We start from the raw sequence: 15,434 nt of genomic DNA, 5'->3' as shown, positions 1-15,434 counted from the left end.
ATGAAGACATCATTCGCCAAGACTTTGTTTGCGACGCTCCTGCTTTCCGCATTGTTGCCACTGCAAAGTGGTGATACTGCACCACGCAAAAAGGACCGCGGGCAGGAAGTGCCTGCAGTCAATGCTTTGCTGGAACCGCAGCAATTACCGGAAACTATTGAGATCGGTCTATCTACCGAGACGATAGCCATTGCTTCGAATTTCAACGGCACCAACCTGACAATTTTCGGTGCGCTGGACAATGCTGATCCGCTGATCCGCAGGCAGGCACGATACGACATTATTGTGGTGCTGGAAGGCCCGCAGCGCAATCTGGTTGTGCGTGAGAAATCGCGTTATCTCGGTGTGTGGGTGAATGCCGATTCCGAGACATTCCAATCGGTACCGCTGTCCTATTCACTGGCATCAACCCGACCATTGCAGGATATAACGGACGAGCGCACCTATCGCCAGCTATCACTCGGCGTCAATTATTTTTCGTTGTCGCCGGAATACGGCACTTTAACCGATCCGAATACTATTCGTTTCGCTCAGGAACTGCGCGAGCTGAAATCCCGACAGGGAATTTATACGCAGAATGTCGGCTCTGTGGAATTTGTCTCGCAGACCCTTTTCCGTGCGACACTGGCGCTGTCAGCCAATGTGCCGGTCGGCCGGCACAAAGCGCGTGCTTTGTTGTTCCGCCACGGCGTTTTTATTGGCGAGGCCACCAGTCATCTTAACATTGTCAAAGCCGGTCTTGAGCAGCAAATTTTTGAAGCTGCGCATCAATATAGTCTGGCTTATGGTTTGTTCGCCGTGTTTCTCGCCGGTCTGACAGGCTGGATCGGACAAGTGCTGTTCCGTAAAGACTGATAGCAGATCAAGCCCAAGGCTATCAGGCAGATTTGTCAGCGTTTTTGTGCAATGAAAACATAACCGTCGAGATATTCACCGCGATCAAGACGCAAAGCGATATGCTGATAATCCAGCATGTCAAAACGGCTGGCCTGTAAAAGATTTTGAATATAGCGGGCAGAATGCGTGAAACGTAAAGAGGGTTGTAAAATCATATCGTCACATGAACCGTCTGAATCCTGCATTTCAGGACGGTCATGTGTTTCCACCGAGAAGGCAAACACCCCTCCTCTCCGAAGACACTCGGCCGCCAGCGCAAACGCACGCTCCAACTGGCCGATATAAATAAACACATCGGCCGCAAGGATCATATCCGGTTGCGGCAGTGCGTCATCTACAAGGGCTGCTCTGCTGCACAGGTTCACATCAGCCTTAATCAGCCGTGTGTAAATCTGTTTCTCATCAGCCTTTTTCAACATTGCTTCTGACAAATCGGCACCGCTGAGCAAGCCGCAATACTGATGGATTTCCTCGCCCATCAGGCCGGTGCCGCAACCCAAATCCAGCACATGCTGATAGCGGCGCTCAGGGAAATGTTTGGCAATCAATCCGGCCAGCTTTTGCGGCCCACAATATTGCAGTTTATCGACCAGCGACTCTTCGAAATCCGGCGCATAGGCATCGAACAAAGCTTCAATATAAGCAGGCGGGGCTGCATCAGGGGTTTCCCCCAGACCACATTGCGCCAGTTTCAGCGCTGCACCAAAACGGTCATCAGGATCAAGCTTGAGAAGCTGGCGCCACAGTATAACGGCCTCTTCAGTTTCGCCTGCATTTTCATACATTTCGCTCAGCATGAACATGCCGGCAGGCCATTGCAGAAACTGAGATTTCAGATAATCAAGTGACTGACGCATCAGGTCAGCTGCTGCGGAATGGTCTCCCGCCTCAGACATCATGACCGCATAATGAGCGCGACGATCCGCTATCAGATCGCCGGAAGAGAAAAATGCCCGCGCCATAGTTACCGCATTTGTTGCAGAGCACGCGATATGCAGTGATGCGCGGTATTTGACAAGATATTTTTTACACGGTCAGCGTTTTGAAACAGATTTTTTCTGTGCCGGTTTATCCGGCTATAGCATAATTTCACCTTAAACTTGGATCAGTTTAAGGTGAAATTATGCTGTAAATATAGAGTGTTAGAGCGCCGCGTATGATCGTGCTTATTGCACGACCTTCACACGGATCGCATAAATATCGACGCTTTTGCCGGAGCCATTAATGTCACTGGCAACAATGATCCGCCCTGCGCTATTCGCAGACGATACTTCCGGAACAGCCAGATCAAACAACAAGCTACTTTGCTGATCTGTCACATCATAACGCTTGCGACCGCAATCGCCTAATGTGCCTAAATCACAGCTCACGGACATCTGCACTGTGCCGCCGTCATCACTGCGCACCATCACTTCAAAAGTCGCTTGTTTACCCTCGATCTGATCCAGCACACCCTGCCCGATATCAAAGCTGGCTGTATCCTGAGCCGTCGGCGATTTAACCCGCACATAGCGGGCATTGCCGGAGCCGGAAATTTCTGCTGTCGCTTTCCCCTGAACAGCCACACGATTTGGCTGTGCGGGTGTAAAGATTGTTATCCAGTCTTTACTGTCAGCTTCATTGCCCTGCATCACCGGCGCGACATTGCCGGGCAGAGAGTGACTATTACCGCTCACAGGTCCAACAGTGACAAAACTATTATAGAGCGACCAACCGATCAAACCCGCCGTCAGCAAAAACGCCAATGGCAACCCCAGAGAAACAAGACGTGATTTTTTACGTTTTTTGTGAGCAACAGGCTGCGCGATATCCGGCTCATAACCAAGGTCAGGCTCTGCCTGTGCTTTACCACGGCGCTTGCGGAAAGCCTCAGGCTGTGCCCGCATTTCCGTACGATCCAGTTCCGGCACGCCAAGTCCGCCATCATAATGCGGCTGCGGTGCAAGCGGCTCTTCAGCAACAGGGCTGACAGGCTGGCGCATTTCCTGCTCAACCTGAGAAATTGCAGTTTTCAGCTTTTCGCGACGTTCCGCGCGCTGCTGATCCGAAAGCTGAGTATTCGCCGCCATAGCGCGTTCATGCGCGCTCCAAACGGACTCATAAATCCGCTGGCGCATAGCCGGATCAGATGAATCCGCTTTGGTTAAAGCGTTGCGAATTGCACTTTCGATGCCCTGCAAAATTGTCCCTTCCTATAACCGTCGCATTCTTCTGCGCCAGTATTTATGCAAAAAATAGCAGATATACGCATTAACTGATTTTTAAGCTTTATAAAATCCTATCTGTCGCCAGAGAGCAAAAAGATTGTATACGATCTTAACATATTGTTCCACAAAGACTATTTGCATAAAATCCCGATTTTACAGGCTTTTGTGGTTCTTTTATGCTGTTTTTTCTCCAAAAGCGTGTCGCAGCGCATCAAATTCACAGTGCCCGCTCCGAATTTTTTCATTATCTCAAATGCGCGAAAGCCCATATGAATCCCTTTGAGCCATACGTGGCTTAACAGCCAAAAGTCCTGTACCCCGCACACTAAACAATAGATATCGCACATTCGTCAAACGGCAAGCTTCCTGTTATTTTAAATCCTCAGCCGGTATTTTGCCTTTGACATCATGGCATCTATACCATCAATATACCGTTTACGTTAACGTCAATTACGGGAATGCGAAATGGCTCTTCCAGATATTCTCAAAAACCACCTGCGTTTACCGGCAATCGGGGCACCGCTGTTTATTATTGCCAATCCGGCTCTGGTTATGGCGCAGTGTAAAAGCGGGATTATCGGCGCATTTCCGGCATTGAACGCCCGCACTCCGGCACAACTGGACGAGTGGCTGGCCGAGATCACCGAAGGGCTTCAGCAACACAACCAACAACATCCGGAGCAACCAGCCGCACCGTTTGCCGTCAATCAAATTGTCCATCGCTCCAATTTGCGATTGCAGCAAGATCTTGAACTTTGCATCAAATATAAAGTGCCGGTTGTAATTTCTTCCCTCGGCGCAGTACCGGAAGTCAATGCAGCGATCCACTCCTATGGGGGCATCGTTCTGCATGATGTGATCAATAACCGCCATGCCAATTCGGCCATACGTAAAGGCGCAGACGGGCTGATCGCCGTAGCAGCCGGTGCCGGCGGCCACGCAGGAACCCTCTCTCCTTTTGCCTTAATGGCCGAAATTCGCGAATGGTTTGACGGGCCGGTAGCATTGTCTGGCGCTATTTCCAGCGGCAGCGCCATTCTGGCAGCGCAGGCAATGGGCGCCGATCTTGCTTATATCGGCTCACCCTTTATCGCCACCAAAGAAGCCAATGCAGTAGACGCCTATAAAGAGATGATTGTACAATCCAGCGCAAAGGATATTGTCTACTCCAACTACTTCACAGGGATTCATGGCAATTATCTGCGCCCGTCAATTGAGGCTTCCGGAATGGATCCGGATCATCTGCCGGAAGCTGATCCAAGCAAGATGGATTTCCAGAAAGCAACCACTGGCGCAAAGGCATGGAAAGATATCTGGGGCTGCGGTCAGGGGATCGGAGCGGTCAAGGAAATTCTGCCAGCGGGACAATTGGTTGAGCGCTGGGCTGAACAATATAAAGCTGCAAAAACAGCGCTTTGCCAGTCATAAATCAATTTTAAGCGAAGATGCTTTCAAGCAGAGTGCAATTTAAATCCCGGAAAGAATACCAAGTTTCTTGTGCATTCTTTCAGGGCAATATAATAATTTTCATCACCGGTCAGAAAGCACTCCTTTTTATTTTTGCGCCTTGCAAAGAGTATGAGACTTCGTTATCACGCGCCCGTATGGGCTGGTTTAATACGTTGCCTGTTTGAGGGAAATATATCCCTGCCGCTTTAGCTCAGTTGGTAGAGCACATCATTCGTAATGATGGGGTCACGTGTTCGAGTCACGTAAGCGGCACCATAATCGTTGAAAGTATCAATTAAAATCAATAACTTACATTGCAAATTTACTTTTCAATCCACCCACCAATCCCCCTTTTATTCAGCGGTAGAATTAATAGCTGCAGAGACTAAATAGCTTGAAGTGCGATACATCCCCTCGCTCACTTAAGACCCAAGACATTACTCTACCCCCTCCTGACAAAACCGACATAACCGACGAAACTGATTTTGAGCAGCTTTTTATAGTGTCGGCAAACTCCGGTTCTCTCGTGTTGTGATATCGGATTAATCGGTGAAGCTTTCCGGCTATGTCTGCCTCCGAAAAGTAAAGCCTGTCACCACTCACCCTGCAATGCAGGAAGTCGCATATTTCGAACGCTGGTTTTTATGGAGTGACAAAACTCACGCTGATACGCCGCTGTTTTCAGCGTGAATATTATACACCAGCCCCGCCCACGATATAGCGCGGCTCCTCTCGCTCATCTTCATAATCAGCGTCGCACTCCTCAAAATCTGCATCGCCGTCAAATTGATCTAAAAGCGCAATCGCATCCTCAATCCACTTTTCGAGCAACCGCCTACGGAAACTATGAATGACAGGGCTATTGATCTGCTTCATCGCGTATCCCTTTAGCTTCCGGCAGCAACCAGATTGAAAACTTTCTGCTCACTCTGAGAATTGCAAGCGCTAACCATAAACGAATAAGCATCATGACAGGCCGCTTTTCCGTACTGTGTCGATAATCTCGCTGGCATCGCTGATGTGCTTTTGTGCGACTATGCATACCTGTTGGATAGCTTCTATCTGCCGTTTGTCGGATAGGTCACATGCGGCCATGAATATAGCTTCAATCAAATGACCGGATATGCTCAGCAGATCATTTGCGCCCAGTAGACTGTGTGAGGTGTTCATTCTGATACCTCCAAGCGGCCTAACCGATCCAGTTTCTCATGAAAGTCTACGAACACATCGAGCGCATGATTAATCACAGTCGAGATACTGCTGGCATAGCGCCTAGTGTGTTCCGCACTCCCGTCTGCATCAAGGTCATTCACCGCTAAAGCGCAAACATCGAGTAAAGCCATAGCCGTAAATGGTAGCTGTGCATCTTTCTTCGTAAACTTTAGCGCTGGTCGCATGGTGGCTGTCTCGCCCATTTTGCCTGCTGGCGCTGGTTGTATGTCTGGCACTGAACCGCTCATGATAGTTTCTCCAGTAGTTGTTTCGTCTGGCTCAGTGCGTCGCGCATCAATTCGCACGCTTCCTCTGGGAACGGGCATTGGTTCTCCGCAATATCCAGAGCCAGAAATATGTTGTCGTGAATTTCACATGCAGTCTTATATGCGGGCATACCTTCGGCGTTTGCCGGAACGGGTGCGTTTGGCATTAGCTACTCCAAATCAACGAAAATCATCAATAAATGACAGTTATCACCCATTAAGGTTAACCGTCAACAGTTTTCGTTATTTCTTGATGAAATTAATTTATTGCGCTATAAAGCAACCATGATGACACCAGCACAATCAAGAGCCGCTAGAGGCTTAATCGAATGGTCACAGGAGCAGCTTGCAGAAGCCGCACACTTAGGACTTTCCACTATTCGCGATTTTGAGAAAGGTCGCCGTGTACCCACGCACAACAACCTCACCGCCATTAAACGAGCGCTAGAGGATGCAGGCGTGCAGTTCCTTGAACATGGGGGAGAGGCTGCGGGCGTTGGTGTGGCAATAATGTCTAAATAAGCTAATTATTGCTTTTTCCGTTTAGGCTTTCCTAACCTCCTATCTTCATGATAGAAACGGTTGAAATTTCTTTCTAATAACAGAGTAGATACATTGCTATCTTTTGAAGTAAATAATTTAGGTAAGGTTGGCCACGCTGAAATTAGCGCAGCGCCACTAACAATATTTATTGGACAGAATAATACAGGGAAAAGTTATATTGCTAGCTTGATGTGGGCTTTAGCAAATATAAATGGAATTTCAAAAGATTCGTGGCCGCGTTGGTATAAGGCATTCATAAGTAAATCTAAAAGTAACCAAGGAAGTTCTTTAGAGATTGATCGTAAAAAAATCGAAGATGTTATCAATGTTGTTCAGGCATATTTTGATGAAAATTGCGAGTCGTTTTTAAGTCGTGTCTTTGCATATGATGGCTTTGAAACAACTCAAATAAAATTCAAAATCAGCGATGATTTTGAAAGCATCACTGCGGCCATCGATGTATCAGAAATACAATATGACAAAGCTACGAATAAAGTTGTATCGGGCAGCGTTAGTAAAGCCAGCGGTAATAGTGTGATCCGTGTTCGTTTCCCACGCAACACCCCACAGGCATACGATAATATTGGCGGTAGATTATTCTATGAAATCATTGGTATGGCTCTTTATGGTAGCACTTGGGGGCAATATCGAAACCCTATTTACATTCCTGCCGCCAGGACAGGATTGCTATTAGCTCTTAAAGCACTCGTCTCAAATTTATTTGAAAGTGAAGATGAGGCCCCTAAATTTCCTATGCCTTTAGCAGAGTTTTTGCAGCGTATTACATGGCCCCCAATTGAGCGGAAAACAGCTCAATCCGAAGTCGCGCGATGGCTCGAAACAAACGTAGCTAAAGGGACAATTAAACCCTCTGATGATTTAACACCAAATTATCTATATTTTTCTGAAGGAAGTGACAAAGCCGTACCTATGCACGCGGCATCCTCAATGATTACGGAATTAGCTCCGTTGCTCATTTTGTTAAAAGGTAGAGGGGTTGGTACTCACATAATTCTGGAAGAGCCTGAGGCGCATCTTCACTTGTCTGCTCAAAGGTATATGGCGCGAGCCATTGCGCGCCTATTAAATGCAGGGATACACATCACGCTAACGACACACAGCGATACATTTATCCAACAACTTAACAACCTGATGGCAATGTATGAGCGAAAGAATAAAGAAACTTTTCTAAACCAGAAAGATTACGAAGATAGCGATTTAATAAATCCAGGCGATGTTCGAGCTTATGAATTTAGACCAACCAAGTCTGGAACCTCCGTTGTAGAACTAAAGCGAGAAAATGACGGTTTTGCAGTCCCAAGTTTAAATGAAATACTTATTAATTTAGCTGACGAAACTATCTCATTAATGGGGTCTTAATCTAAGCATGTTTAGGGATTGCGAAGGGCATCTGCCAATATTTAGCAAGCAGTATGTCTATCAAGTTCAAGACTCACTTGAAATCATAGAAAAAGAAGAGGCCGGAGCGAGCACAGCTAAATTTAGCGTGACCGGTAAAGCTGTTCAAATTTGTTCAAAAGCAGGGGCAGCACTTATTGTCTCATTGAGTGAACAAAAATGTGCAGACGGAGCATTTTTAACCTTTGATGAAAGTGGGGCTCATCTACATATTGTAGAGCTTAAAGGAAGGGTAAACCAAGGAACATGGTTGCATATTCTAAAGCAATATGAGGGAATGTTTCTTTCCGCCCTAGCTTTATCAAGATTGATGAACATTTTTGATATTCAGAAGGTTACATGTTATTTAGCGCATAAAAAACTCGATGTTAATTTTAATGGCGGACAGGCAATACTAAATAAGACCCTTGTTGGCGGAAAGAAAACACTCGACGGAAAGACCGAGTGGAACTCTAAAAGTATTGATCTCCCACATAATAAAAAAGCCAACATAATTCTTCAGCAGAAAGATGCGCAAAACAATACAGACTTCGGACATGTGAGTTAAACATACTTCTATGATGAAAATTTCGTATTAATTCTGTGTGATAGGTCACTATTCCCAATGCGGCGTTGGTTAGCTCAACAGCAAAGCCTTCTCCCTAAAAAAGAAAAACATATTAGACTTTATAACTAGAGCATTTATTAAACGACTCTGAACAATAAGACTTGGGATTGGGCGAATGGGGAGAAGCTCATGAAAAAACCAAGTCTTTGGCTGGTTATTGCTTTTATAGGCATTGGTTATCTTGCAGGCGGTAAAGATGATATCCCCAGCCGGCCGTCACCAGCACCTCAAAACTCAATATCTGAAAACACTACTCAGGCATTTGGTCTTATCCAGCCTCAGCAAACGCAGCGGTCAACAAACACCCCGCCACCGGTCGCGAAACCATCACCGTTCATTGGTGCTAGCCTATACACATCGCAGCGCGCCAATATGAGGGCGGAAGCCTCGACTAAATCCCAAATCATCACAGTGATTGAAAAAGGGCATCTTGTGAAAGTTCTCAATGTCCGCGGTGATTGGTTCAGCATTGAATATCGCAACCGCACAGGCTGGATAAGCAGCAGCCTTCTTACGAGCGAAAAACCCGTTATTAGACCAGCGCCAACCACAACAAGAACTCTACCTACTCAAACAGTCGCACCAGTTAGGCAGAGCCGCGCTGGTCAGCCAACCCGTGAACCATATGTGGGTACTTGTGACTGTCCCTATGATCTAATGCGTAACGGTAGGCGATGTGGTGGACGTAGCGCATATAGTCGCCCAGGCGGCAGAAACCCACAGTGTTATTTTTAATTGCCGCCAGTATGCCTCTCGACATTTTCACCAGCCGTACTATGGTTCATTCATGCAAAACAATCCTCAGCCATTCGCCCTTATTGGTTACATCATAGCGGCAGCCCTATTGCTGCCGCTTGGATGGTGGTTGAAAGAAGAAAGATTGTTTGGCTTTGGTGACTGGGTAGTGAGCCTCTTTTACTGACCGACCATTACAGCACCGCCACGCGCTGGTATTGCTAACATTTCAGACAGCTTCTCCAAGGCTCTCATATAGGTCGGCTTAATTGCTGCTTGTTGTGCTGCGATAATAAGCGCCTGTGGGTGCTCATTTGTCAGCAGGTTTGCCATTTGCTGCAATACTTTGTCATTCGCGCTATTTTTAAGCCAGCGACCACCACGGGTTACACCAGCGGTTAATGCCCCGACCGTTAAAGCGCTACTCCAATCGCCAGTATAAGCACCATAGGCACCAGCGCCAGCACCAATCCCAAGCTCGGCCAATTGGCGGGCTGTAGTGGAATTGCCCATTGCCCCGCGCAACCGGTCGGCCAAATCCTCAACGCGAACATAAGCTTCAATCTGCTTCATCTTCTGGGCGCCAAGCACCATTTCCATGCTTTCTCGTGCCGACTGAGATTTGAATACCTGATTAATCACATTTGAGCGGTCATTTGTCACTTTGATCCTGTCAATCAGTTCAGAAGCATAGCCGGTTGCAAATGCCTGTTTCTCAGTTCCATTGAAGGCATTAAATGCTTGCCGCACTTCCGGCACCCTACGCGGGGAGTTAACAAACTTGCGCCCAGCGTCTAATGCGTCCTCAGCATCAAAGAAACCGGAAGCCCCTTGCCGTGCCTGTTTATATGCTGGGACGGCTGTATCCAGTTCGGAAGTCAGCTTGTTTTTGATAGCACTCAGATCAGCCACCAATGAAGCATCACCGCCACGATGTGCCGTACCAATCTGGCTATCAAGATTCCGCTTAACATGATCCCAAAACTGCAAATTGGGCGCAACGAACGTTCCATCCGCTTTTTGACGTAGCACATAAGCACCTTGGCTATTTATCGTGAATGGATTGCCGATTTCTTTGAAGCCCTGCACCGCGCCTCTGTCTGCGCTGCGTGTTGGCACATCAGCAACAGCCTTACGCAGTGAGGGCGACTGCATAAGTTCCTGCAAACCTTTGGTATAGACCTGCTGAGCATGTGGGGCGCTGTATGCTGTATCATAGGCGGCTTTATTGTGGTATCTGGCCTGCTCCTGCAATGCGTGTCTGTAGCCAATATCATCAGCATTTCCGCCAACAATCTTTTTAATGAACTCGGTCGCTCTTTGGCCTTGCCCTGCAAAGCGGTCACTGGCTGTCCGCTCGATGACTGCGCGCGCTTCCGGTGACTGGTTGGCAACAGAGCGGGCAAGAGCGCGGGTTGTTTCTCCACCAATATCGGCATTTACAAGCGGGATATTGTTCGCCTGTGCAACCTGCCTGTCAGCGGCGCTCATAATAGATTTCGGATCAGCCTGCGCATCTCGCAAAAATGCAGTGCCAACACGCCTTTCTGCCTCCTTGGCAGGATTGAGCATTGCGCCGATGGTCGACATATTGCGATTGCCGAAGGTCTCAAGCCCTTTGGAGATACCAGCACCCAGAGCGGGGATAGCGGCACCAATACCGCCTGAAATCAACGCATTATTTATCATGTCCGCTGCTCCGCCACCACGCGCCGCAATATCCGCTCCTGAAACTATCGCGCTGGATGCAGCAGAGTTGCCGGCACGGGTTAGCCAGTTTGTGCCGGTTACGCCTAAAGCCTCTGCTCCCGCTGCTGTGCGCCCGATAGCAGACATTGGTGCAATGTTGGCTGCAAGCTGCCCCGAGAAGGCTGAGACTGGATAAGCTTCATTTCGCCCTTCGCGGCGCTGGTTCACTTCCTCACGGATTTGCGCAGGGTCTTGACCAGTTGCCAGCCCGTAAAGATTACTGCCGATATAGTCAGAGCCTTTCTGAATGGATGGGCCTACAATCGGAATGCCGTTAATGGCGTTTTCCATCCATGTCATACCCGCGCCGCCCAAAGTCTTTTCCTGTGGCAGTCCAGCACCACCGCGGGCAAATGTCGGACCTTGTGTGCTATCATTGGCAAAGCTGCCCTGATAGGGGCCTGCGGCTGGGACGGCATATTTCTGCCAAGGGCCAGCAGGCGCGGTTTCTTGTGTTTTGTACTTTTCCCAAGGGCCAGTCATTATTGCACCTTTTCCCAATTGTTCGGATCAGAAGGATTGCCCCCCTTGAAGCGATAACCGTCCTCAAGCATTCCAGACTGCGGAGCGCCAGAAGGAGGATATGCCGCATCAGTGTTTTTCATTGCAGTCTCAGCCTGCAAAATAGCCTGCGGCGGCATACCGGCTTTAAGTGCTTCAAGCGCTCGCTGACGAGAAGCTGCTTTCTGTTGAAGGACAGCAGCGCTATCCCCCGGGCGAGGAAGATATACAGCGCCATACTCAGAGGTTTCTTCCTTGGTGATGGCGGCACCAGTGTCTTTACGCAGAATAGCCTGCAAAAACTCTTGCCCTGCCTGTTCCGCTTTCTGGTAGCCCTCAGATTTGAGGTAATTCCCGACCACCGGAACACCGCTAGCCATTTTATCTTGAAAGTCTGCTAAGGCATTGCCGTGCTGGTTGAGGATACCGAGCGAACCTTCCGCACGGGTAGCAAATACCGCGTCTTTTGACTGGCCTTCGGTGAGCGGCTTTAACCCGCTGCCCTGCTGGAATGTGATTTCACCATTCGGCCCCACTGATAGCTGCGTACCGCTTGGTGCTTTGATACCACCAATCCGGTCAAATGTCTGGGTGGCTGCGTTCCATGTGGCTTTGTATGGCTGGCCGACCTCTGCGTCATACAACTCGACAATCTTAGGCGCATCAACGCCGCCCTGCGTTTTATCCCATTCGAACTTTTCACGAGCAAGCTGATCGGATGGTGAAAGCTGCGGGTTTTCCAGACTTTTGATTTCCAGTTCCAGCTTCCGCTGTTGTAACGCGTCTTTCGGATCAACGCCTTTACGCAGAGCAATCAGGAAGGCATTCAATGCAGGGCGGTCGCTGGCTGTTGCCTGAGCTTCAGCCTCGCTCATGCCTTGGCCTTTGAGCCATTCAATCGTCTGGTTCTGTGTTTTTTTGGTCTTCCGGTCTTGGTTTCCGGCGGCAATCATCTGGCTGCCTTTTGACAGACTATCCTGCATGGTGCCGCCCATACCCCAGCCGAGCATCATATCACTGAACCGCTGGCCGAAATCACTTTCGCCAAATTTGGACAGCATGTCTGCAAAACCACCAGATTTAGCCTGTGGCTGCTGCTGTAGCACTGTATGCGGTGTTGCTGCGGTTTGCATCGAATCGACCGCACGCGGCACCTCTGCCACCTTCTGCGGGTCAATGTTGATAGGCGGCAGTAAAGGCTGAACCGACTTCTGAGATGGCTCTAAACCTTGAAGCAACATATTCGCAACGGCAGGCTGCTGCTGTTGAGGTTGTGCATTAAAAAATGCCCCAAGCAGATCAGGGGTAGCTGGTGCCTGCTGTTGCGGTGCTTGCTGTGGCAATCCTGAAAGCACGGCATCCCGTAGAGCTTGCGGGTCGCGCTGCTGAAACTGTTGTGGTTGACCGGTCACGAATGGCGCTAACAGATTGCCGATGGTTTCGCGCTGGTCGAGAAAACTTGTGAGTAGATTACGCATATGTCACGCCTTTCCATTCAAAGTGGAGTGGTCGAGAATGAGAGATTTCTGATTTCGCATTGATAGCCCTTTCATGGCTGGGCATTACTGAATGCCGATTGCTCCGGCATCGAAGAAGGTGAACATTTCCTGCGCATGATACTCAGCCTCTGCTGTCGTGCCGCCGCGCTGTAGAACATCGGTTTCCACTTGCTTACAGAGCAGAAATGCGGCCTTCTGAAACAGTGCCGCCCCTGCTGCCAGATCCGCTTCGCCGGTCGTTGGATTGATACACTGCCAAGAGATTTGAGCGATTAGCCCGCTGATAAATTCAGGGTGGAGCAAATACATGCCATTGCTGGTACGGTACGGTTTAATGACTGGCTCATTTACTTCGCTCATGCGGCAGCCTCGCATTCTTTGGCTGGCAGGGTCTTGGAGCGGATCAGTTCAGAAAGAGAAATACCGCGCTTTTGAGCGGCCTCTTTCAGGTGCTGTTTTTCATCTGGAAAAACGCGAATACGAATATAGTCTGGCATTGCAACGTCTGAGCGCATAACGGCCTCCTTTGTTATAACAAAGAATACCACAACCAGCGCCAGCAAACAAAAATAATGCTGTAATTACAAATAGTTGAATACAATGTCAGGCTAGATCATATCGGATCATAATAGATCATGCTGGATTATAATCGTCTAACAGTGCGACAATTTGGCAACCCAAAAATAACGTGCTTTCCCTCGCGCGTACGCGCGTATTGGTCGCAAAACTCTTTTTTGACCCTTTTTATAGTGTCGGAAAACTCAGGCCTGCTTTGATTTTCTTTCAGTCGATATGGGATTAAACAGTGAAACCCTCGCGTGCGTGCGCGTACTGCTCCCGAAAGTCCTTTCCCGTTATAGGCGCTATATTTCCCCCGCGTACGTATTGCGCAGAAAATCATGACGCTGCATGTCAAAATGAAAAGCCATAATTACCAATATGATAAGTTTTGTCGGAAGGGGGTAGACGTATCTAAAGGCCGTCTCTGCCTTGAATGGTAGATTGCCTCGCGTACGCGTACACACGCGTATTGGTCACTAAATTCGACATGAGGCAGATTTGCACCATCATCGCCCCAGCCATTTAAACCCACATTGTTCCGTGTGCGCTGGTAGCCTGTTGATTGCCCCCTCGTCCACAACAATCAATAATATCGTTTACAATCATCAATCAACGCTGTACATCAATGATAAATGTTATTTGATGATTTTAAAGGGTTATGATAATAAAATGGACGAAAGCATAACGCATAAACTGCAGAAGATGTACCAAGAGGATGACGCCGCAAAACGTATATTCAATTGGTTTGATGACCGCAAAAAAGACTCTTGGGAAATGCCTGTACGTATAGCCGCGTATCGAACGGGCTTATCAGAGTACGATGTCAGGCGGGTCTTTAAGGAGTTAGAAACTCTTGAATGTGGCCGTTACATCAAAGGCAGATACCCATCAGGAGAAAGCCGTATGCAATGGGAGTTAAGTATACGCGGCTTAGCCTCCACAGCCAAAGGTGAAAGCACAACTATCGGCCATGTTCCAGCCATCTCGCGTGAAGAGACCTTGGAAGCAGAGGATCCAATAGTACTTGAGCCATCAAAGATGGTTCTCGATCATACTTTTCAGCTCAGAGCGGACTATAAAGTCGAAATAAAGCTTCCCTCTGATCTATCTGAAGCTGAAGCTAAGCGATTAGCTGCATTCTTGGTCACCCTCCCCATAGAATAACGCTAATCTCTCACGCATAGCATCCATAAATAAATTAAACCCTGAGGGTCAAAATGAACAATGCAATATCCCTTCATGTACTGTGCCGGTATGAAGATGGCAGGCCCAAAGGCCTTGTGACACTTGATCAAAAGGCTGGACTTTTTGATTCAGTCTCATGGCGCATAAAAGACGCTGAGATTGATGGGTTGATTGGTAAAGAGTTCTTCATGCATGAAGCTAAGAACAAGCAGTCATATTTGAATGGCACAATTATTGGTATTCGCAGAGAAGCTATTGCTGATAATGACGGCGAAGTACGTGCTATTGTTCAATTCAAAGCCACAAAAGAAAACCGCATCAAGACAGATTGGCCTCCTACGGACAATCCAAACGAGTACTACCGCATAAATTATGATATGCCATTAGAAAAACTTCGCTAACGGCACTTAGGAAGGCTACTTAAATGTCGCCTTCCGTTAGCCCCCCGTTAAGTAGCTACCTTTCGCCTCCGTCGCAAATTCCCTACCGTCTGCAGGCTAATACCGGTTCGCCGCGATATCTCTATCTGATAGCCCCCGCTGACTGCCCAATACGGATAAGACTACTTTGCGCTAATGTGATAGGTCTCGCGCGCACATTTTGC

At 48.2% G+C, this 15,434-nt stretch carries 17 protein-coding genes and 1 tRNA gene; 10 read left to right on the top strand and 8 right to left on the bottom strand.

All coding sequences use genetic code 11. From position 1 onward, the window contains the following. The gene (locus tag QUF18_RS03910) at nucleotides 1-855 is read left to right on the top strand and encodes a TIGR02186 family protein (protein WP_289385402.1); all 855 of its coding nucleotides are present in this window, start codon (nucleotides 1-3) and stop codon (nucleotides 853-855) included. A gap of 35 nt (nucleotides 856-890) precedes the next feature. Here the strand turns inward: QUF18_RS03910 and QUF18_RS03905 are convergent, their stop codons facing one another. Continuing rightward, on the bottom strand, nucleotides 891-1,859 hold the full coding sequence (locus tag QUF18_RS03905; protein WP_289385400.1) for a methyltransferase domain-containing protein: 969 nt from the start codon (nucleotides 1,857-1,859) through the stop codon (nucleotides 891-893). 204 nt (nucleotides 1,860-2,063) lie between these two features. After that, nucleotides 2,064-3,077 carry a hypothetical protein gene (locus QUF18_RS03900; RefSeq protein ID WP_289385399.1) on the bottom strand — a complete coding sequence of 338 codons (1,014 nt, stop codon included), beginning with the start codon at nucleotides 3,075-3,077 and terminating at the stop codon, nucleotides 2,064-2,066. 492 nt (nucleotides 3,078-3,569) lie between these two features. On the opposite strand from QUF18_RS03900, the gene QUF18_RS03895 reads away from it, so the two are divergent. Together QUF18_RS03895 and QUF18_RS03890 are read left to right on the top strand one after the other, a co-directional pair. Continuing rightward, the gene (locus tag QUF18_RS03895; protein ID WP_289385397.1) at nucleotides 3,570-4,532 is read left to right on the top strand and encodes an NAD(P)H-dependent flavin oxidoreductase; all 963 of its coding nucleotides are present in this window, start codon (nucleotides 3,570-3,572) and stop codon (nucleotides 4,530-4,532) included. Between the two features lie 221 nt (nucleotides 4,533-4,753). Beyond that, a tRNA-Thr gene (locus QUF18_RS03890) sits at nucleotides 4,754-4,829 on the top strand. Between the two features lie 417 nt (nucleotides 4,830-5,246). Here the strand turns inward: QUF18_RS03890 and QUF18_RS03885 are convergent. Next, nucleotides 5,247-5,429, bottom strand: coding sequence for a hypothetical protein (locus QUF18_RS03885; RefSeq protein ID WP_289385394.1), 183 nt, complete (start codon nucleotides 5,427-5,429; stop codon nucleotides 5,247-5,249). A gap of 290 nt (nucleotides 5,430-5,719) precedes the next feature. Beyond that, nucleotides 5,720-6,013, bottom strand: a complete 294-nt coding sequence (locus QUF18_RS03880) for a hypothetical protein (protein WP_289385392.1) — start codon at nucleotides 6,011-6,013, stop codon at nucleotides 5,720-5,722. 285 nt (nucleotides 6,014-6,298) lie between these two features. Between QUF18_RS03880 and QUF18_RS03875 the strand changes: the two genes are divergently transcribed. From QUF18_RS03875 to QUF18_RS03855, 5 genes are all read left to right on the top strand, one after another. After that, on the top strand, nucleotides 6,299-6,553 hold the full coding sequence (locus QUF18_RS03875) for a helix-turn-helix domain-containing protein (protein ID WP_353074478.1): 255 nt from the start codon (nucleotides 6,299-6,301) through the stop codon (nucleotides 6,551-6,553). Nucleotides 6,554-6,613: 60 nt separating this feature from the next. Continuing rightward, a complete protein-coding gene (locus QUF18_RS03870) occupies nucleotides 6,614-7,954 on the top strand; it encodes an AAA family ATPase (RefSeq protein WP_289385390.1) in 1,341 nt (446 codons plus the stop codon). 7 nt (nucleotides 7,955-7,961) lie between these two features. Then, complete coding sequence (locus QUF18_RS03865) at nucleotides 7,962-8,540, top strand: hypothetical protein (protein ID WP_289385388.1); 579 nt, start codon at nucleotides 7,962-7,964, stop codon at nucleotides 8,538-8,540. Nucleotides 8,541-8,729: 189 nt separating this feature from the next. After that, nucleotides 8,730-9,335, top strand: coding sequence for an SH3 domain-containing protein (locus QUF18_RS20360; protein ID WP_353074477.1), 606 nt, complete (start codon nucleotides 8,730-8,732; stop codon nucleotides 9,333-9,335). After that, on the top strand, nucleotides 9,277-9,522 hold the full coding sequence (locus tag QUF18_RS03855; RefSeq protein WP_289386172.1) for a hypothetical protein: 246 nt from the start codon (nucleotides 9,277-9,279) through the stop codon (nucleotides 9,520-9,522). Before QUF18_RS20360 ends, QUF18_RS03855 begins: the two co-directional genes overlap by 59 nt. On the opposite strand, the gene QUF18_RS03850 is transcribed toward QUF18_RS03855, so the two are convergent. The 4 genes from QUF18_RS03850 to QUF18_RS03835 all read right to left on the bottom strand — a co-directional run bounded on the left by QUF18_RS03850 (nucleotide 9,516) and on the right by QUF18_RS03835 (nucleotide 13,599). Beyond that, nucleotides 9,516-11,567, bottom strand: a complete 2,052-nt coding sequence (locus QUF18_RS03850) for a hypothetical protein (protein WP_289385386.1) — start codon at nucleotides 11,565-11,567, stop codon at nucleotides 9,516-9,518. The genes QUF18_RS03855 and QUF18_RS03850 overlap by 7 nt on opposite strands. Next, nucleotides 11,567-13,063, bottom strand: a complete 1,497-nt coding sequence (locus QUF18_RS03845) for a hypothetical protein (protein WP_289385384.1) — start codon at nucleotides 13,061-13,063, stop codon at nucleotides 11,567-11,569. The genes QUF18_RS03850 and QUF18_RS03845 overlap by 1 nt, the downstream gene beginning before the upstream one ends. A gap of 84 nt (nucleotides 13,064-13,147) precedes the next feature. Further along, nucleotides 13,148-13,444, bottom strand: coding sequence for a hypothetical protein (locus QUF18_RS03840; RefSeq protein WP_289385382.1), 297 nt, complete (start codon nucleotides 13,442-13,444; stop codon nucleotides 13,148-13,150). Continuing rightward, nucleotides 13,441-13,599, bottom strand: coding sequence for a plasmid mobilization protein (locus QUF18_RS03835; RefSeq protein ID WP_289385381.1), 159 nt, complete (start codon nucleotides 13,597-13,599; stop codon nucleotides 13,441-13,443). Before QUF18_RS03835 ends, QUF18_RS03840 begins: the two co-directional genes overlap by 4 nt. Before the next feature lie 544 nt (nucleotides 13,600-14,143). Here QUF18_RS03835 and QUF18_RS03830 point away from each other — a divergent pair. Both QUF18_RS03830 and QUF18_RS03825 read left to right on the top strand, forming a co-directional pair. Beyond that, the gene (locus QUF18_RS03830; RefSeq protein ID WP_289385379.1) at nucleotides 14,144-14,809 is read left to right on the top strand and encodes a hypothetical protein; all 666 of its coding nucleotides are present in this window, start codon (nucleotides 14,144-14,146) and stop codon (nucleotides 14,807-14,809) included. 53 nt (nucleotides 14,810-14,862) lie between these two features. Then, nucleotides 14,863-15,231: a hypothetical protein gene (locus QUF18_RS03825; protein WP_289385377.1), complete on the top strand. Its 369-nt coding sequence runs from the start codon at nucleotides 14,863-14,865 to the stop codon at nucleotides 15,229-15,231. The last annotated feature ends 203 nt before the right edge of the window (nucleotides 15,232-15,434 follow it).

Source organism: Pseudochrobactrum kiredjianiae, assembly GCF_030362795.1.
Classification (GTDB): Bacteria; Pseudomonadota; Alphaproteobacteria; order Rhizobiales; family Rhizobiaceae; genus Pseudochrobactrum; species Pseudochrobactrum kiredjianiae.
Note: the sequence above shows the minus strand (reverse complement) of the source record. Positions and strands in the feature narration are given on the sequence as shown.